Origin of the sequence: Roseiconus lacunae (assembly GCF_008312935.1) — a bacterium.
GTDB classification, from domain to species: Bacteria; Planctomycetota; Planctomycetia; order Pirellulales; family Pirellulaceae; genus Stieleria; species Stieleria lacunae.
Map to the genome: position 1 here is coordinate 267,398 of NZ_VSZO01000079.1, position 19,996 is coordinate 287,393.

The 19,996-nt window shown below is 54.8% G+C and carries 14 protein-coding genes; 9 read left to right on the plus strand and 5 right to left on the minus strand.

Translation table 11 applies throughout. From position 1 onward, the window contains the following. Positions 1–240 precede the first annotated feature (240 nt). From FYC48_RS26630 to FYC48_RS26650, 5 genes are all read left to right on the plus strand, one after another. Positions 241–1,608 carry a Gfo/Idh/MocA family protein gene (locus tag FYC48_RS26630; protein ID WP_149499836.1) on the plus strand — a complete coding sequence of 456 codons (1,368 nt, stop codon included), beginning with the start codon at positions 241–243 and terminating at the stop codon, positions 1,606–1,608. A gap of 153 nt (positions 1,609–1,761) precedes the next feature. Continuing rightward, positions 1,762–3,153 carry a hypothetical protein gene (locus FYC48_RS26635; protein WP_149499837.1) on the plus strand — a complete coding sequence of 464 codons (1,392 nt, stop codon included), beginning with the start codon at positions 1,762–1,764 and terminating at the stop codon, positions 3,151–3,153. A gap of 149 nt (positions 3,154–3,302) precedes the next feature. Continuing rightward, positions 3,303–3,554 (plus strand): helix-turn-helix domain-containing protein, encoded by a 252-nt coding sequence (locus tag FYC48_RS26640; protein WP_149499838.1) that lies wholly within the window; start codon positions 3,303–3,305, stop codon positions 3,552–3,554. 376 nt (positions 3,555–3,930) lie between these two features. Then, on the plus strand, positions 3,931–6,147 hold the full coding sequence (locus FYC48_RS26645; RefSeq protein WP_235034451.1) for a PSD1 and planctomycete cytochrome C domain-containing protein: 2,217 nt from the start codon (positions 3,931–3,933) through the stop codon (positions 6,145–6,147). Between the two features lie 10 nt (positions 6,148–6,157). Beyond that, positions 6,158–7,597, plus strand: a complete 1,440-nt coding sequence (locus FYC48_RS26650) for a DUF1501 domain-containing protein (RefSeq protein WP_149499840.1) — start codon at positions 6,158–6,160, stop codon at positions 7,595–7,597. A gap of 14 nt (positions 7,598–7,611) precedes the next feature. On the opposite strand, the gene FYC48_RS26655 is transcribed toward FYC48_RS26650, so the two are convergent. Next, positions 7,612–8,976, minus strand: coding sequence for a DUF4013 domain-containing protein (locus tag FYC48_RS26655; RefSeq protein ID WP_235034452.1), 1,365 nt, complete (start codon positions 8,974–8,976; stop codon positions 7,612–7,614). Positions 8,977–9,413: 437 nt separating this feature from the next. Between FYC48_RS26655 and FYC48_RS26660 the strand changes: the two genes are divergently transcribed. From FYC48_RS26660 to FYC48_RS26675, 4 genes are all read left to right on the plus strand, one after another. Then, positions 9,414–10,886 carry a trypsin-like peptidase domain-containing protein gene (locus FYC48_RS26660; protein ID WP_149499841.1) on the plus strand — a complete coding sequence of 491 codons (1,473 nt, stop codon included), beginning with the start codon at positions 9,414–9,416 and terminating at the stop codon, positions 10,884–10,886. A 390-nt stretch (positions 10,887–11,276) separates the two neighbouring features. Next, positions 11,277–12,959: a leucine-rich repeat domain-containing protein gene (locus FYC48_RS26665; RefSeq protein WP_149499842.1), complete on the plus strand. Its 1,683-nt coding sequence runs from the start codon at positions 11,277–11,279 to the stop codon at positions 12,957–12,959. Beyond that, positions 12,959–14,230, plus strand: coding sequence for a nickel pincer cofactor-dependent isomerase, group 22 (locus FYC48_RS26670; RefSeq protein WP_149499843.1), 1,272 nt, complete (start codon positions 12,959–12,961; stop codon positions 14,228–14,230). Before FYC48_RS26665 ends, FYC48_RS26670 begins: the two co-directional genes overlap by 1 nt. Next, positions 14,227–15,357, plus strand: a complete 1,131-nt coding sequence (locus FYC48_RS26675; RefSeq protein WP_149499844.1) for a tRNA-queuosine alpha-mannosyltransferase domain-containing protein — start codon at positions 14,227–14,229, stop codon at positions 15,355–15,357. Before FYC48_RS26670 ends, FYC48_RS26675 begins: the two co-directional genes overlap by 4 nt. 85 nt (positions 15,358–15,442) lie before the next feature. Here FYC48_RS26675 and FYC48_RS26680 read toward each other — a convergent pair whose 3' ends face one another. The 4 genes from FYC48_RS26680 to FYC48_RS26695 form a co-directional block, all read right to left on the minus strand. After that, entirely contained in the window at positions 15,443–17,524 is a 2,082-nt protein-coding gene (locus FYC48_RS26680; protein WP_200836710.1) for a prolyl oligopeptidase family serine peptidase, read from the minus strand. 278 nt (positions 17,525–17,802) lie between these two features. Continuing rightward, on the minus strand, positions 17,803–18,474 hold the full coding sequence (locus FYC48_RS26685; RefSeq protein ID WP_235034453.1) for a DOMON domain-containing protein: 672 nt from the start codon (positions 18,472–18,474) through the stop codon (positions 17,803–17,805). 56 nt (positions 18,475–18,530) lie between these two features. After that, the gene (locus FYC48_RS26690; RefSeq protein WP_149499968.1) at positions 18,531–18,887 is read right to left on the minus strand and encodes an amidohydrolase; all 357 of its coding nucleotides are present in this window, start codon (positions 18,885–18,887) and stop codon (positions 18,531–18,533) included. Between the two features lie 392 nt (positions 18,888–19,279). Continuing rightward, positions 19,280–19,837 (minus strand): hypothetical protein, encoded by a 558-nt coding sequence (locus tag FYC48_RS26695; RefSeq protein ID WP_149499845.1) that lies wholly within the window; start codon positions 19,835–19,837, stop codon positions 19,280–19,282. Between the last annotated feature and the right edge of the window lie 159 nt (positions 19,838–19,996).

Sequence of the window (19,996 nt, forward strand, 5' to 3'; positions counted from 1 at the left end):
GACCCTCCCGCAAGCGGGAAGGTGTTATCCAGATGTTTAAACCCAAAGACTCGTGTTTGCCTGCTTAGGTGCCAAAACGTGGCGGCAGGAAAACAAAACGAGGCGTTCCATCGCCGCCGGGCAACCCTGGGAAACGCTACCTGTGCGGTTGAACAGAGGGGCGACATCTCCGCCTCCTATGGGGCTATAATATTGGCCCTTTCAGCAATCCTTTTTATTTCCATCCAACCGGACATGCCCATGTCAACGACACGTCGTCAGTTCATCAAGACCACCGCAGCCGCATCGGCGATGGCGACCACCGGAATCGCTTCGGTGGGAGCTTTGCAGGCTCAGGAAAATTCAAAAAAGCTACGCTTGGCGGCGATCGGCGTCGGCGGGTCGCGCGGTCGCTACAACCGAGGCGGCTCGATCGCTCGCGGTGCAGCCAAGTTTGCCGACATGATCGCCGTTTGCGACGTGGACGACTTGCACACCGAGGAGTTCAATCAGGCCTTTGGCGGCAAATTGAATAAATATCGTGACTATCGCGAGATGCTGCAAAAGGAAAAGCCGCAAGTGGTCACGATCGGAACTCCTGATCATTGGCATGTGCCGATCGCGATCGAAGCCCTTCGCAGCGGCGCCGATGTGTATTGCGAAAAACCGTTGACGTTGACGATCGATGAAGGCAAGCAGATCCGCAAAGTCGTCGAAGAAACCGGACGCGTCTTCCAAGTTGGCACGCAACAACGGAGTACCAAGTCGTTGTTCCTGACCGCGATCGCGATGGTTCACACCGGACACCTTGGTAATAATGTCAACGCTTATGTCGCGATCGGTGGTGCCCCCGGTGACGGTCCTTTTGAAACAACCGAAGCCCCCGATGACCTCGATTGGAATTTGTGGCTCGGGCCAGCACAGGAAGCCGGGTACTGCGAAGAACGCCGCCGGATGTTCCGCTGGTACTTTGACTACTCCGGCGGAAAAATGACCGACTGGGGGGCTCATCACATCGACATCGCCCAGTGGGCACTTGCTCCCGGTGAAACGGGACCGACGCGGGTCAAAGGAAGCGGCGAATTTCCAAAAATCGTCCCCAGCAACTTTGACTGGCCGAGCTACCTTGACGGCGAACTGAGCCTGCCCAATGGCTACAACACCGCCACCAAATTCAGCATCGACCTGAGCTTCGACAACGGATCGACGATCAATGTCAACGATCGCTACAAACGCGAAGGTGACAATGTCGACTTCCCCAATGGCATTTTGTTCGAAGGCGACAAAGGGCGTATCTTTGTCAACCGAGGAAAACTGGAGGGCGGACCGGTCAATCGCTTGACCGACGCCGACAAAAAGGAGCTCGATGCCTACATCACAAAGCTTTGCAAAGGCAAAAAGCCGGGTGACCACATGGGGAACTTTTTTGAATGTATCGGCGACCGTAGCAAGCCGATTTCGGACGTTTGGTCGCACCAGCGAACGATGACCTCGTGCCACCTTTGTAACATCGCATTGATGACCGGGCGTGAGCTGAAATGGGATCCCAAGCGTGAGGTCTTTATCGACGACGAAGACGCCAATCGCTATCTGAGTCGCAAATCGCGTCAATTCGATACGGTCAGCTAAGCGATTGTTTTCGATCGGCTTGATTACCAATCGGTCTGGCTGACGGCCGGATCGATTCGGTAGTCTGTTGTTTTCAAACCGAATGATTGAATCAGTCGACGCGCAGGCGATCGGTAGCAATAGCCGCCGGCATGCCCTGGAAAAGGATTTCTGATGAGTGACTACGGCAATCAGCCCGGAGGCGGATTCAGCAGCGTCGATGGTTACAACGATCTGGCTGGCTCCCAGGCCGAAGAACAGCAGCGGATGCTGCAAGACGAAATGAATCGGCAGCGTCTCGAACAAGAGGCCAATGACGCTGCAATGATCCAGGCAGAACAACAAGCGGCCCAACAGCAAGCAGACCGCCAGACGCGTTCACAGCAGCAAGAACGCGAGCGACGCCAGGCACCGACCGGACGTCAGAATCCAACTGCCGCGGCGCGTCAAAAACACCGTTCAGCAAAGAAGACAAATTCGCCGGCTTCACCAACACCGATTAGTCCCGGATTCGCGCTTCTAGGGTTTGTTGCCGGCGGCATGTGGGGGCTTAGCTTGCTCGACGGCGATGGCAAGCTATTCGGCGGTCTGGTCACCGGCGTGATCGGCGCCTATATCGCCGGGCACTACTCCAAAGTACTGATTGCGGCACTTTTGGTCGGTAGCGGATGGTGGGTGCTCAGCCAGCCTTCGTCGCGTACCGGAGACCAAGCACGAGTTTCTCTTGGGAATCCGTCCGACGCGAAGCAAGCCAATACTCGGCTGCCCGAAATCTCGTCCAAGCTCCCTAGTCTCCCAAGCACAACGACCAGCGATACAAAAGAGGATCTGGCGACCACAGATTCGCGACGTCCGGTTCCTTTCGCTTCAAAAACATTGACGCCGGTTCAAAAGGTCGAGCAACAGTTCCCCTATCCACCCAAGCCGGACTTGTTGTTGCGCCCGCATCAGGCACTGAAGACGGATCCCGCGCTAATGCGGCGATTCCAACAGGCAATATTCGATTACGAAACTCGAACCGGAAAGTCATTTCTAAACGATCATCCCTCGATGCAATCGGCAACGCTCAACCGCTTCGATTACTTCTCGCGGTATGGAAAAGATGGTTTGCTAGACGGCCAACAGCCAATCAAAAGTTTGAAACCGACGCAGAATCTTTGGCAATACACTCGTCCCCAGCTTTGGGAACTCGACTTGTTGGCAACCGTTGAGCAGCATTTTCTCTATACCTCCACCGCCCCATCTGGCATATCACGTGATGGGAAAATTCGATCTTATCCGGGAAAAGGCTTATGTTATCAGCCGCTCAATCGTCCGTTTTTCCGTGATGGAACACGATACGAACCATTCCAAATTCCGGTACTTGGCGGTGACGTTTGGCGGGACTACGTGCGTCGGGTATACCAAGCAAAAACGGATCAAGAACTTCTCGCGCTCGATCCGTTCAACCTCGCGATTTCAAAAACGCACGACGACACTCGGCGGGCCAAAGCCAGCTACGAGACACAAAAACAGCAAGTCGACGAATTGCGAAGAGCTTCACTGGAAAATCTGAATCTTCGTTAGCCATCTTCAGCTTCGAGGACGCCTCCCTTATTTAGAGCCAGCCGACGGGGACGTTACCACGTTCACTGCACCACGTTCACTGCGGATCGACTACATTTTCACATGCGGCTCGTGATCAAGCTCCACGGGGAAGGACCGTCGCCGACTTAATGAACACGTTTTCGATCTCACGACGAAGACTTGAGCAACGATTTCGTACGGAACTTAAACGCAGTCCCGCCGAAGAAATTCGTCGTGTCCGTATGGCCCACGTCGGTCGCTTGCTGCAGGATTCCGACAAACCGGTGGCCACGATTGCGACCGAAGCTGGGTTTGCTTCTGGGGCGTCGTTGTCGCAAGCCTTTCGACAGTACTTCCAGATGACTCCGGGCGAGTACCGGCGACTGAATCAGACGGATTGATTTTTCCGCGTACAAAAGTCGAAAGTGATTTGCGCATCTGCGTATTGCTGCGCCATCGTGTTCACGTAGGCTGTAGGGCAGCATTTGACCGGCGTTGGTAATCATTCGCAGACCAGAGGGTCCCTCGTTGCCAATTGTTTGCTCCGGTCTTTGTCGTGCTGATATGATGGTCATCACCGCGTCATCCCACCTCACGCCTTCGATTCTTTCTTTCGTGAATATCATGAAGGTTCTGTCATTACTAAGTTTCGTTGAATCCCGCCGGGCTCGACTACTACTTTTATTGATTGGATTGCCTATTGGCATTTGTCTAACGCCATCGGACCAAGGAAAAGCAGCTGAGACCGAGGGGGATTCGCCCGCCGAGACGAAGGCAGTGACAATTGATTTCGTGCGTGACGTGCGGCCGATTCTGCAAGAACACTGTTATGAATGCCATGCAGGAACGACCGAAGAAGGCGGCCTAAATCTGGGGATTAAAGCCAAAGCGATTGGTGAGAGTGGCGGTGACTCGGTCATCCATCCGGGAAATGCTGACGAAAGTCTATTGATCGAGCTTGTTTCCGGTGCAGACCAAGATCGTCTGATGCCACCGGAAGGAAATGCACCCCTACGGAAAGAACAAATCGCATTGCTGCGAGCATGGATCGACCAAGGTGCGACGTGGCCAGACGATGCCGATATCATCGATCCCAAGATGGATCGCGCGAGAACCCACTGGGCATTTCAACGGCTTGTATCGGTAGACGTGCCATCACGACGTTCCGACGACAACTGGTCCAAAGGGGCGATCGACAAGTTCATACAGCAACGATTAGGCAGCGCGGGGCTTCGCCCGTCACAGCCCGCCGATGCGCGAACGTTGGTCCGCAGGTTGTACTTCGATTTGATCGGTCTACCGCCGACATCGGATCAAATAGAACGATTCATCGACGCTTACTCCGGCGATGCTGACAAGGCTGTCGCGGACCTGGTGGATCAGCTGCTTGATTCGCCGAGGTACGGAGAGCGTTGGGGAAGGCACTGGCTTGACGTTGCTCGCTATGCCGACAGTGATGGGCAAGAAGCGGATCAAGATCGCCCGCACGCCTACACCTACCGCGATTTCGTGATCGAAGCGTTCAACGAGGATATGCCGTACGAACAATTCGTGCGTTGGCAAATAGCCGGTGACGAGTTCCAGCCACAGAGCGATGCGGCGGTTTCGGCGACGGGATTTTTGACCGCCGGACCGGCATTCAAGTTGCCTGATTCGTTTTTGGAAAGCGAACGTTTAATGAATCGCTACAACGAACTTGACGACGTTATCTCCACCCTCGGATCGGGCTTTCTAGGTATCACTGTCGCTTGTGCGCGTTGCCATGACCACAAGTACGACGCGTTTTCAGCTAAGGAGTATTACCAACTGTTGGGCGTATTCCACAGTGGTGACCGTGTTTCGGCTGAGTTGCCCAGCGGGAAGGAAGCGTTTTACTTCAAAGATTTTGACAACGAACGTCGAACGACTTGGTTATTTCGCCGCAGTGATTTTTACGATCGTGAGATCGAGGTCGAAATTGGGTTCCCCGCCATGTTGACCACGGGCGTCGATGCCGATGACTATTGGCAGCATGCCAAGGAAGCATTTCGTGAATACGGGGAACCAGATAGTACGCTACAGCGTCGTGCGTTTGCCGAATGGATCACCGATACCGAACGGGGCGGCGGTGCGTTGCTGGCTCGGGTGATGGTCAATCGGGTTTGGCACCATCACTTCGGAAAAGGCATCGTGGAAACCACCAGTGACTTTGGCGTGCGTGGTGATTCTCCCTCTCATCCGTTGTTGCTCGAACACCTGACTAATGAATTCGTTGCCGGAGGGTGGAGCGTCAAAACGCTACATCGCAACATCCTCAATAGCGCCGTCTGGCGCCAATCCAGCAGGCAAGAAGCAAGCGATCACCGTGGAATGGATATCGACCCGGGCAATCGGTTGCTTTGGCGGATGACGCCGCTTCGATTGGAAGCCGAGGCGCTTCGAGATGCGATGCTGGTCGCCAGTGACACCTTGAATTTGCAAGCCGGTGGCCCGGGGTTTAAGCCCTACATCCCACCGGAAGCTAACTTGGCTCGAAACATCCAGGGAGCGAGCTATCCCAAGGATGCCAAGGACGACGCCAGCACTCGACGCCGAAGTGTCTACATGTTTCACAAGCGTCTGATTCCGTACCCGATGTTTCAAGCGTTTGATCGTCCGGACTTGATGACCAGTTGTGCCCGGCGACAGAACACAACCGTGGCTCCGCAAGCGATGGTGATCCTAAACGATGGATTCGTGCGTGCCGTCGCACGGGATTTCGCCCAGCGGTTGCTCCAGCCGAATACGGGCGATGAAGCACTCACGCATGTCGAACTGGGCGATGTGACTAAACGTGCCTTCGAAATTGCATTCGCCCGCCTTCCGACTGACAGCGAAGTAACTGCATCGATTGAGTTTATCGAAGGCCAAATCCTATCTCGCAACGAACGTTCCGAACAGCAACCGCGTCTGGAAGCAATCACAGATTATTGCCAGACACTGTTTGGTCTAAACGAATTTATCTACGTCGATTGAGTGGGCAGTGATGACTAGAAAATCCTCTTTGTTTCCATGTGGTCGCGTCGCCAACTTATTGAGTCGTCGCGAATGGTTATTCCGAGCCGGCGGTGGCGCCGGGATGCTCGGTCTCGCCAACCTGCTAGCCGAACAGAATCTCCTTGCCGCACCGGAATCACAGACATCGGCCGAACCGATTGACTCGCTGACTCCACGCAGCGGTCATTTTCCGGCGAAAGCGAAATCCGTTATCTGGTTATTTATGGAAGGGGCTCCCAGTGCGGTCGACATGTTTGACCGCAAGCCGGAGTTAGACAAACGCGATGGGGCGACCACAGATATTCAAGCGTTTTTCGGCAACCCGGGCCCTCTCATGAAATCGCCGTTTTCGTTTAGCCAATATGGCGACTGTGGTCAGTGGGTTTGTGATCAATACACACATGTCGCAAAGCACGTCGACAAGATGGCGTTTATCAAGTCTTGCTTTAGTGAATCGAACGACCACGTTCCCGCGATTTATCAAATCAATAGTGGTTTGCCACGCCCTGGGTTCCCGACAGCCGGGGCTTGGGTGACATACGGACTCGGTAGTGAGAATCAAAACTTGCCCGGATACGTCGTCATGGGGAATACGCAAGGTGCTAAGGGCGGTCCACATAACTGGGGAGCGGGTTTCTTGCCATCGACTTTTCAGGGCACACTGTTCCGATCCCAAGGAACGCCGGTCCTGAATCTTAAGCGGCAACCGCAGATTACCAAGCGCGATCAGCTCGCTCAGCTTGACCTGATGGCCAAGTTGAACGACGAACACATGCGGCGTCATTCTCGGGATGCGGAGTTTGCCAACCGAATGCAGTCGTTCGAATTGGCATTTCGAATGCAAAAAGAAGCAACTGAGGTCGTGGACTTATCGCGAGAAACGAAGGCGACGCATGAGTTGTATGGTATCGACAATCCAAGGTCCAAATCGTATGGCTCGAAATGCTTGATGGCGAGACGGTTGGTCGAAAGCGGCGTTCGGTTCGTCCAGGTCTACAGTGACGGTGAATGGGACGCACATGACAACTTGGAAGAAAATCATACCCACCATTGCGCAGCGACCGATGTGCCTGTCGCCGGTTTGCTTACCGATTTGGAAGCACGTGGACTTCTCGATTCAACCCTGGTGATTTGGGGTGGTGAATTTGGGCGGATGCCGATTTCGCAAAATGGAAAAGGACGTGATCACAATCCCAAGGGGTTTATGCAGTGGATGGCCGGTGCCGGGATTAAAGGTGGCGTCAGCTATGGCGAAACCGATGAAATTGGCTATGAAGCGGTCGAAAACCCGGTCAGTGTGAATGACCTGCACGCCACAATTCTGCACTTGCTAGGGCTCGATCATGAGCGACTGACGTATTTCCATAACGGGCGAAGCTATCGGCTGACCGATGTGGCGGGGAACGTCATTCGTGACATCCTGGCGTAGCATTGGCATGCCGACTAAACACCAAAAAAGGGAATCGGGATAAGAATCGCGTGTTGTTGAACCCAGGTTTGTAGACCATCCCAGCTAGTGTATTGGCTGAGCGTTACGAAGGCTAAGTACACCCCTACGACAACCGGCATCACGGTACGAACGGTCCATCGTGAGAAGAAATTGATCCAACTGCTTGGTTTCGTCGCTCCATCACCATAGTCGCTCGCAATTCGCTTGGCCCGTCGCAGCGCCAATCCTGCCGAAAGTCGCGCCGGCAAGATAAAGGCGACAAACACGAGCGTCGGTAGCCAGGTGACTTCACGGGGTAACGCCTCGATCTTTAGCAAATACAAGGGGATTGGAAACAGCACCAGACTTAACAGCATTGCCCCCAGCCACGCCCATGGGGCATAACAAAACAAACGGCGAATGCGGCGAACTTCGAAGAGGGCACGCCAGCGGTTTTCGGCGGCAAAATGAGCTTGTAGCATCGGCAAGTACATCAGGACGATCCCAAGTGTGATCGCCGCGATGATTCCTACCAGGCCTGCCAACCCGGTCTCGCCGTTGCGGTTTGCCGCGATCACGATCATCGCCGGAATTAGCCAGATCAGCGTTCCGATCGCTCCCCTAAGTCCGAGCCAAAAAAACTTTGGAATTTGCAACGAATGCGTGAAATTCCACAGACGATCGGGTAACTCACGGTAAGTAGTCGGCCGCCAGCCGCGTCGCAGAAACCCGATCGGCTGGGGCCAAACAAAGTCGCGTAATCGACCGCCTCGGGCCAGAGCCCACAGTAAGTAAACCATTGCAGCACCGGCGGCAGCGATCGCAAAGATGCGCATTTGATCCGATTGATTGGACCCCGGATTAATCAACGCCGCAACGCTTTCCAGGTGAGCAAGTAATTGCACCGGAAGTGCGCCGACGACGACTGCTCCGATGACGATTCCGATGCGTCGACACGAGTCGAGATGCGGCAATGAATCACGCAACTTCTTACCGCGAGCGAGTCCTCCGGCAACCTCCAAGAGGTAACCAAACGACACCAACTGGACGATCGGGATCGCGGCCAGGAATGCCAAGCAAACGATCAACGATACAATAGAAAAGACCGCCGAAATCACCCAACCGACCCCACCCATCAGTCGTCGAAGAGTGCCACCACGCTGTTCGGGCAACTCGTCGGATGTGGGGCGTTCGGAGGTTAGGTCTTTGGAATCTTCTGCAGAATCGTCAGCAAAAGTTTGGGACTCGGATGCGTGACAGAATTCCGGCGGTCGGTCGATCTGCGGATCGGTAGCATGCAACGTGGTATGGTCGGAGGCAACTTTGTCGGCCGGGATATCGTCGGAAAAGGGCATCGTTTCGACGGAGGATTCATTCACGGCCGTTTCCCAAAGCTGCAAAAGGGGCGTCACGCTCGACGGCTCGTATCGGCCGCGATGTGAAACTCACTCATTGACAAAGCACTTGCTTGTCTTGTCGTTCGGCGCCCCGGGAAACTGCTTGGCAACGGGGCGCAAAAATCTTGTGTTTTTTTAAACGATTCTGGTGACGGTCGTCCTGTAATTCGGCGCCGAAATTTTCGCGACGGCGCAAAAACGCCCCCAAATTGAATACAGTTCAGCCGGGGCGGTTCCGGCAATTGTTAAGACTGGTAAACCTTGCGGCATGAACATTCAGCCGTCAAGGGATCGTAGCGGTTGTTCCGATTCACACTCTCGTGCCGGGCACTCCGGCACTGCCGTCATCGCTGAACGACCCGCAATGTTCAACTCGGTGGCGGACGCATCCAGTTTTGCTCCACCGGGTACGGGGACCAATGCGACCGATCCAAATTTCCCCGGCCATCGGCCGTCGACGACGGAAGACCCAGCGATGGTACTCGCGATTCGCCAAGTACGGATTGACCTTTTCGATCGCTTCTGCCATCTGCGTTGCCGATGTTTCGGCTCAGCAGTCGGCGTTGACATCGTTCGAATCGTCAGTGCCTGTCGGTCGAGTCAGCGATTCCAATCGTGAAACTCCCACCGTCCTGGCCGTACGCCGCGCTAGCCCTGCAGTCGTAAACCTTCACGGTCAAAAAACCGTCCGCTCGACTGCCGCCGGTATGGCTGGCGGAACGGGCGACGGTGGTTTCAAGCACGTCAATGGCATGGGCACCGGCGTGATTATCGATCCGGCAGGCTACGTGATCACGAACTATCACGTGGTTGAGGATGTCGACAACATCCGTGTCACGTTGCACGACGGATCGGTCACGACCGCCCGATTGATCGCATCGCGTCCTCGCAATGATTTGGCACTTGTCAAGATCAGTACCGATCAACCGTTGCCGACCATTCCACGTGGCACCAGCAGCGACTTGATGGTGGGCGAAAGTGTGATCGCGATCGGAAACGCTTACGGTTACGTCCACACATGCACCCAAGGCATCGTCAGTGCTTTGCACCGTGACGTGCCCGTCAATGACACACAAGACTATCAAGATTTGATTCAGATCAGTGCCGGTATTAACCCGGGCAACTCTGGCGGGCCGCTCCTGAACATCGATGGCGAAATCATTGGTGTAAACGTCGCCGTCCGCGTCGGGGCACAGCAGATCGCCTTTGCGATCCCGATCGATCAGGTCGTCGACATAGTGACTTCGATGATCGAGGAGCACAACGCGACTCGACTCGATACCGGATTGAGCACCCAGGGTGGCCCGCGCGATGGCGATGGAGTGACCATCACCCATGTCTCCGCTAGCAGTTCAGCCGCACGGGACGGATTGAAGCCGGGTGACCGCGTGGTCCGCGTTGGGGCTCGATCGGTTGACGATCGTTTGGATTACTCACTGGCAATGCTACACGCCAGGCCGGGGCAAAACCTGCCGATCGAAGTGGAACGCGATGGCCAGGCGATCCAACTCGCACTTGCCGCTTCCAACCGTTCGCAGCAGGGGCAAGGTTCTAGCGACGCCGCTTGGTCGGTCATCGGAATCCGAGCTAAACCGATCAGCCAGTCCGCAATGAACCGTCTGAATGCCCGCATGCGGACTCCTTATCGCGGCGGATTGATGATCACATCGGTTCGTACCGGATCCGAAGCAGCCGAACAAGGCATTCAAGTGGGCGACGTCTTACTGGGGATCCACAACTGGCAAACCGCCAGCCTGTCAGATTTGGCCGGTATCCTTGATCATCCCGATATCAAGAAAGGTCCGAAAGCGAAGTTCTACATCGTTCGTCGCGAGCAAACCTTGTATGGGCATTTTCAACTGGCCGCCCGTGACCAGACACAGCATCACTGAGATGCTGCTCCGAAGCGATTTTTGAGCAGTCAAAAACGCTGAACGTGTAAAAGGTTTGTGTCTTCCATTTCCGGTGACGAATCTGAACCCGAGATTCATTGGACCGGAAAGAGGAAAGGCGAAGGTCGTGGCGACTTCTGCCGACACAATTGCGCTCGTCCCGGAGTAAGCTCTTTTGATTCCGCAAAGTCAAACGAGCTTACTGACCCAGCCGGGACGAGGGCTTACCTTTTCGCTCTCTGCAAACGCCGCAATTGGGCTTTCCGCGTTTGTGTCGCAACTCCGGTCAGCTAGACTGGTTTCATGGACACACTGAAACCAATCTTTTCTACGGCATGCACCGAAAGATTTGCTCGTCGCCAACCCATCACGAGGCTGCTGACGGCGTGCATGGTTCTCGTCATCCTTGGCGGCGGACATTTCGCAACCGCCAACGACCGAACGTTTGCGTATGCGATCGCCCCTACGGTCCAGCTACCAAGCCATTTTGAAGACCAGTGCGATCGGGTGTGCCGGTCCGACCCGGGACAAGGGATTCCCAAATGGGACGTGCCTGGCTGGGAGCAGTACATGCAAGTTTGGTCGGAGCTTGCTGCGGACCCGACCAACCAGTCGCTACGGCAATTTCTTGGTTTACCGATCGGCGACGATACCGGACAATCACTTGCCGCGATTCGCGCCACCCGAGGTCGAAGCGCGCCGTCATGGATCGGCTGGAAACCGGGAACCTACGCCCAAGTCGATACGCCGCATTTCCAGATCTTTTCACGATCCGACCGCGACAAAACGACCGAGGTCGCCGAAGACCTCGAACGCTGCTACTGGGTCTGGACGCAGATTTTTTTTCCGTTGTGGGAAGGCCGTGCTCAAGCGACGCTGCACCTGCGAGATGACTCATCCGCCGGAACAATGTCGGATCGATTGGCCGGTGGGCGTGCTCGATTGTCGACTCGGAAAAAAATGCGCGTCGTCCTTCTGCGGGATGCCGACGACTACGGACGAACACTCGCCCGTCTAACCGGTGGTTCGCTGCAAGCGGTTTCGCAGTCGACCGGCTTCTACAGCTCTGAACGACGGACATCGTTTTTCTTTCCTGACCAATCCGGTGACGCGATCGCCTCCAGGCGGCATGAATTAGTTCATCAATTGTTTCGCGAGGCCACGCGGAGCCAACTGGGAGGTGACGAAGCCGGCGCGCGATCAGATTTCTGGTTGGTCGAAGGCATCGCAGGTTACTTTGAGTCGATGCATTTCGACAACGGGTTCGCGACGGTCGGCGGATGGGATAGCCCACGGTTGCAATTCGCTCGCTACCGCGTCTTCGCACAACAGCAAGTGGTTCCTCTAGCTGCCTTGCGTCCCGATGGTCAAACGCAGGTGCAACAACGCGGCGACTTGGCACAGTTTTATGCCTTCGCGATCGCCTACACCCATTGGATGATGGACAGTGGTGACGTGGCGACCCGGCGATGGATCTACCAGACGCTCGCCGATCTTTATCGAATCAAGATCGATGTTGAAACTCTCAACGAGCCTGCCGATCCGGAACGAGGCACGGTGGCGATGCTGAGACTCGATGATGCCACCTTGGCGTCGAATCCTGCAGGACGAACGTTGGAGCAGCTTTGTCTGCGAGGTTGTTTGGTCAGTTCGAAAGGATTGTCACAGCTCGAGCCGGCCGAGCGATTGCGGTGGTTGGATCTGACCGGTTTGCCGATCAACGGCGATGACCTTCGACGACTGGTAAAGTCTCCCGAATCGTTGACGCAGTTATCGCTGGAGGCTTGCCCGATGATCGATGATGCGATTGCGTCTTGGCTTCGCTCGGCAAAACAGCTCGAAGAGTTGGACTTGTCTGGGACCCGCTGTGGCGATCTGGTGCTCCAATCGCTGGCGGAGACAACGTCCCTGCAAACACTTTGGTTGACCGACACTCAAGTCACCGACAAGTCGCTCGAGATTCTTAGCCGGCTACCTCAATTGGAAACGATCGACCTGCGAGGCACCGCAGTCTCTGCCGAACAAATCGCACGGCTTCAACGTCAGCATCCCAATTGGAAATTGAATCCGTGATGAGCGATCCAGGGCGGTCCTTGCCGAGAATGTTTTGTGTCCAATCATCGGATCCGAACCGGCGGATCGATGACATCGAGTCGAGCGTCAAATCGTCCGTTGCGGCTTGTCCCGCACTCGAATCGGTTCGGTCGGGCGACAGCGTAGCGATCGCCGTGGGCAGTCGAGGTATCGACCGAATCGATCGGGTCGTCCGGGCGGTTGTCAATGAGATGGCGTGTCGAGGAGCGAAGCCATTCATCGTACCGGCAATGGGAAGTCATGGTGGGGCGACGGCAGAGGGACAGGTCGCGACGCTGCGGTCATTGGGGATAACGGAGGCGTCGGTTGGATGCCAGATCCGTGCAACGATGGAAACCGTCTCGCTGGGCAACGCGGCGGGAATCGACTTGTTCTTCGATGCAAACGCGTCCAAAGCAGACCATGTCATCGTGATCAATCGCATTAAGCCGCACACGCGATTGATTGGCACGATCCAAAGTGGACTGTGCAAGATGCTGATGATTGGGTTAGGGAAACGACGCGGGGCGATTGAGTTCCATCCAGCGTTTCGTTCGTTCGACTACCAACTTGAAACGATTGTCGATGACGTAGTCTCATTGATTCTGGAAAAAACAAACGTGCGCTTTGGTGTTGCCGTGATCGAAGATGCATACGATTCCATCGGATACGTCGACTGTATCGTCGCAGCCGAAATGATTTCTCGTGAGAAAACGCTTTTGAAGACGGCGGTGGACTGGATGCCAAAACTGCCGTTCAAAACGGCAGATGTCTTGATCATTGACGAAATCGGAAAAGAGATCAGCGGAACGGGAATGGATACGAATGTGATCGGACGAAAATGGCACGATAAAATGGCAGGCGAAAACGAATGGCCTAAGATCAACGAAATTTATGTCCGATCACTCACGGCGAAGACCGCCGGAAACGCCAGTGGAATCGGAATCGCCGAGTACACCCATCGGCGTGTTGTCGATGCCATCGATCATGAAAAAACACGAGTCAATTGCTTGACGGCCAACCATGCAACCGCCGCGGCGACCCCGCTTTGGTTGGATCGTGACCAAGACGTCTTGAGTGCAATTTGTGTCCAAACACCCCAGCCCGCGGCTTCACGACGGTGGATGTGGATTCGAAACACGTTGGAACTTAGCAACGTCTGGTGTAGCGAAGCTTACCGTGGCGAATTAGAGCAGCGATCTGACCTCACCGTGCTTGACGGACCTGTCGCATTTGAATTTGATGATAACGGGCAATTGATTCCGCGATGAAGGTGCTTGGAATCGAACCTTATTTTGGAGGAAGCCATCGAGCATTTTTAGAAGGGCTCGTTCAGTTTTCCCGCCATCAATGGACACTCGCGACGCTGCCGGCAAGACACTGGAAGTGGAGAATGCGATCGGCACCCTCGGTGCTGGCCGATCAAGTCGCTGGTATGTTCGGACCGCACGTGAAGGATCAAGTGTTTCCAGAGCTCGTTTTTTGCAGCGATATGTTGGATCTGCCCACATGGATCGGTTTCGCAAGCCGTAAACGATCGCTTTGCGAATGGATCGGTCATGCCCGCCTCGTGACATATTTTCACGAAAATCAATGGGCATATCCAACCGCCGCCGGTGCTCGACTCGATCATCACTATGGCTACACGAATTTGTTGACTGCAGATTTAAGTGATGAATGTTGGTTTAATTCGGCATTCAATCGTGACACCTTTTTAACTCGCTCTCGAGAGTTCTTGCGAAGGATGCCCGACGCTCGTGACTCCGTCGATCTTGACCGAATCGAGCGATGCTCTCGAATCATCCGCCCAGGGTTCAAGGCATTTCAATCGCAACGTCGACATCAGGAGCGTTGCAACGGACTTCGGGTCGGTTGGGTGGGACGATTTGAGTCCGATAAGCGTCCCGACCGATTTGTGGTGTTGCTTGAAGACTTGGAAGCCAACGGGATTCGCTTTGAATTGGTCTTGCTAGGCCAACGTGGGCGCCAAAGAGACGCCTATGAACAGATTGCTTCGCGGTTCTCCGATCAGATTTTGTTTGACGGTTATTGTGAAGAAGTTACCGAGTATCACGCACGCTTGGCCGAGATCGATGTCGTGGTTTCCACGGCGGACCACGAGTTCTTTGGGATCGCAATGTGCGAAGCCATCTGGGCGGGGGCTGTTCCGGTGGTACCCGATGGGCTTTGTTATCCCGAGTATGTCCCCGCTGCGCTCCGTTACCGAACACACGCGCAAGCGGTCGAGATCATCCGGTCGCTCGAATCAAGTCAAACCCGTGCGAAGTTTTCTAAGCAATGCCGTGATCAAATCCAATCTTGGACAATCGATCAGGTAGCCGCCGAAGTCGATGATCAGTTTCGGCGGCTCTGTCAGACAGAACAGCAACGTCGGTGATGCACAAGATGGGACGACACGGATGGCAAATGCCGAAGCAATTGAGCTGAGCTGCTGAGCTTCGGTACCGCAGTCAAATTCAGGCCTACCACACCTGCCAAGTTTCGTCAAAGAACCCGGAATCAACGATCAATCCGGGGGCTCTCATCGTCGGTCCATCGGTGACGTCGACGATCGCCCAGTCGGGTAGTTTTGGGGTCTGTCTGGCGTTGTTTAGGTAGTCATATTCGCGGAACGTGAAGCCGCTATTGATCACCAGATACTTCGACGTTTGAAGCGGGTTGGGGTAGATCGCAATGCCGGTGATGTTTGCTTGTCTGTATTGCTTCGATCCCAGCTTCAGAGCGTCACGGGACCACTGCATTGGCAGGGCGTCGCGCAGACGCTCTAACAGTGTATTGCATTCCGGATCACCGAAGGTCACCAAATGATGTCGTAGAATCATCTCCTTGGTGACTTCATGGTCGTTCACGACGCGTATATCCCCGCGGAAATGTTTTCGCCAGTGTGACATCGCGTGCTTGGCTTCTTGCTCATACCAAGCTTGAAGTTTCTCGTTTGAGGACTTTTTCGATGGCAACACGAACAGAAACGAGTCCATAAACGCATCGTCGATTGGCCCTTGAAGACCCGGTCTTTTGCGGAGGGAATCGTGATCTTCGGCGATCACCCAACGTCCTTGTTGCTTGGCGAGTGAGATCTCCCAAGAACGATCGGAGTGGATCGGGGGACCAATCAGTTGCGTACCATCGATCTTTAGCACCGGTGAACAGGGAAAGTCGCCCGGCCATTGTCCTGATCGAAATGACAACCTCAAATGAGTGACGTTTTCAGTGTTGAGTTCGATTTGTTGATCGTTCAAAAACGACGCAGTGACGTGAGCTTTTTCCCAGTGTTGTTGCAAGCCTTCGACGTGGACCCAATGCATGCGGTTGTAACGCAACGTGTAAGTTGTCAGGTCAATTTGTCTTGGTACGTCTGACTTCGCAAGCGACGCCAGAGACTTCATCCGTTGTTCGATTTCGACCTTGGAGTCATCGTGAATCTTGTGTTCGGTTTGAGGGCCGATCACATGAATCAAATCAATGTCATGTTCGGCCAATGCTGATTCCATGACGTCGGCGGCTTGTTTTTGCCGGTCGAGTTCACCGCTATAGGCGACGGTTGGACAATGGACCAAGTTGCGGGACCACGGCGGGCAATCGTACAGACGCCACAGTTTGCGCTGGAAGTCGGGAGTCCCGGAAAGGTCTTCTTGCTGGAACGATTTCAGGAACTCAGGGGTTTCCGAAAAGCCGGCGCCGGGATTGGCCGCGAAAAAGCGATCTGCGTAGTGTGTCGCGAATTGCCAGCAGGCCGCGCCGCCCATCGAGAACCCTCGCGCGGCGATCTTGTGTTCGTCGACCGGGAGTCTTGATTGAAGATACGACAACGCTTCAAGAACATCGATTTCGCCGGCAAACTTAAACGCATTGCTATAGCGACCGTAGGGATGCAGGACAAAGCTATCGTCCGGTGTGTACTGTCCGGCCGACTTTTGGCCGTTGAACAAAAAGTTGACTTCGCTCAGCTTCTCGCCGCGCCCGTGAAACCATAAATCCAAACGCCGTGGACGACTGTCGCCTTGGGCGAATCCTTTTGGGACCACAACGGCGTAAGGTTGGAACGATCCATCGATCTTCGAACGGTAGCCGCCGACGATTAGCTGTTGTTGCTTGCCATCGCGGATGCCGATGACTTCTTCCCAAGAGACGCCTTCGTTGGCGAGTTTGATCCGATGTTCTGCCAGGTCGAGAAGTTGATTGGCGCTGTCGACTTCGCCTTCTTTGTAAAACTGGTTCAGTTCGATGGCCAATTCGACCGCACGAGGGAAGACTAAGACTTCCGGCTCAAGACTGCGTAACTCATTTCGCTTTTTCCGCGCCGTAGCTTGTTGCCATTTCTTGCTGTGCTGGACTGTCTGCTCGGCCTGAACCATAACGTCGGACCAAGACGCGCGGACGGCATCGCAGCGTTGGCGAAGTGATTGGATCACTTGCTGGTCGATTTCGATTCCCGCTGGCGGGATCGGTCGGACAGATGAAGCAATGTTGTCAGCCGGACCATCGGCAAGGACGCCGAACGAGGCAAGCGGCATAAGGATCGCCGCAACGATTGAACGCAGCATGATAAGAACCGGAAAACGGAAGGGGGAAAGGATGAGTTCAGCGTTGACCGGTCGCCGCCGCTTTGCCGCTGATTGAAGTCGTAGGGGGAGAGAGATGTCAGTTCGCAACCGAAGTCGCAGATCGTTTATTGATTGAGGTATCGCCGAGTTTCTGCGCAAATCGTCAAACTGCCGAGGCTTGGGCAAACTTGATGTGGCGGACCGGAACGCTCGGTGATTCCTCACGATCGTTGGGGTTCAAATCTAAATTTACCCCCTCCATTTATTGGGGCGAAGTACTAGGAAACCAGGTCGGCTTCGGCCCAAAGACTGGGGTTTTCCGCTACAGGATACTCTGGACCGAGGCTGAGTGTTTGCCAGCCGAGTTCGCGATCGATGACGATGAAATAGAATCCCAAGCGTGATTGGTCTTTCGGGGCAAATCCCGTCATCGCTGCCGCCGGGATCAAGCCGCTGAGTTCATAGCCGTCTTGCCGTGCGAGTGTTTTCAATTGCAGTGTATTCGGCGGTACCGGCTTGGGATTTGCTCGGGCCCGATTGATTTCGATCAGCGAGGCGACCGGGCGTCCTCGGGTCGGTCCGCCGCCGGACGGCATAAACAAGAAGCGATGACAGTACGCCGTCGCACGATGGATGTTGGGACTGCAGCGTGTATCAAGCCAAAGATGAAAGCCATCGCTTTCGTCCAAACGCGTTTCGCGACACCAGGGCAATTGCTTTTTACCGGTTACCTGGACATGAATGCCGATTCCGGTATCGTCCCAGGCAAGACGGACATCGGCATAATTATTCCGACCCGAGAGTGCCCCCAACGAAGCGATACGGCAAGTTTCCGGCAATGCCAAGCCTTTGCCTGTCCATTCCAATTTGTGCTGTCGGATCGGAATTTCAAACCGAAACAACATCGTTGGATCAATGAACTTTTTCGGCTTGGATTGTGGAGCGTCCATCGAGGTGTTTATCGAACGGCGGAGACGGTCGGCAAAATGGTGGAACCGCGATGGAGTTACTTGGCTGCCACGATTGCGGTGATCGTGTCGAGTGCCAGTCGCAGTGATTTAGCCGCCATCACGAAATTGGTATGGCCGCTCACTTCGGGCTGAATTTCCTCATAAAGCTCGGTCGCACGCCGAAGCCTAGAGAGTTTCTTGCGTGCCATCTTCAGGTACTTGGCTTCGTCGTCGACGTCATCGATCGGTCCGATCGCAAGAATGAAGTCGTAGATATCGCGAACGATGTCACGCAAGTCTTCGTCGTCTTCGGATTCGTCGGCATGCTTTAAAAAGGTGCGCACCATCCATAGGTGAGCGACTTGCTGGTCGATCTGAACGATTCGTTTATCAATTGGATCGGAAGGTGACATAGTCGATAAAGACTGAACGGTCTTGTTTGCCTCGCTCGGCGTCGCACTGACGGCGGGCCAGGCGTTATTTGAACGGCCGGCAGATTGTGGTTCAGCCGCAACCTCGATAACGGTTTTTGATTGGCTTTTGGGATAAACCGTATCGTGAAGGCGACGGATCAATTTGCGGCTGCCGAGGTGATTGTTCGGGAACCGTGGCTAACGCCATTCGGCTAATGCCCAGGCTGAACTGGGACAAATCACTTATGCTCCGTTTAGACGAAATGCTGGGTTCGACTCATCAGCCGACGGGCGTTCGCCCCGGTGATTGCTCGGAACCCGTGGCTAACGCCATTCGGCTAATGCCCAGGCTGAACTGGGACAAAATTAGATCTCGCGTTCGCGGTCCATTGCTAAGATTCGGTAGGCGTGTCGTTTGAATCGGCTGCGGGTGCCGAGTCGACTGCCGGTTGAGCGGCAGGCTTAGCCGGCGAATGCCCGTGTGGTGTGTAAGCTGCGGTCAGTATGATCCCCACGACGACCAAACCCATGCCGACAAACATCAGCGGATTGCCTTCGTGGAACTTCAGGTACGACGCGATCGCGTTGACTGTGACAGCACCGCCAAAAACGATTGGCATCACGTAGCTAGGTTTGCCGCCGGCTTTGGTCAACGCAAACGTCAGGGCCAATGCCCCGAGAGCACCGAGCGATCCAGCCAAAAAACCCCACTTCATTGCCGGTGCGTAATCACCGGTGTAATTGAAGTTATCGTTGAATGCCGTTCGCATCATGATCGATCCGCCACCGATCGCGATCACGAGGTAGGCGACACCGATGAACAGATAAGGCTTGAAGGGACCCCATTTGACTGGGGAGTCGGCACCGGCACGGGCGTTTGTCAACGTCGGACCATAGAGTCCCCAGCAGAGGGCAACGGCGAGTGCACAAAAAACAGCAAAGAGTTTCATGGTGGAGGTTAGGGTGTTTCGTAGGAGGGCAAAGCGACGGGATTGGTAGCCCGTGGATAGGTACTCAGTCTCGGGAACGATCAGCTAGTGAAGTGTGCTTCGTCGGGACAAAATTAGATGCCAGTCATCACCCAAGGACGCCGGCACCGGGGCTCGCAT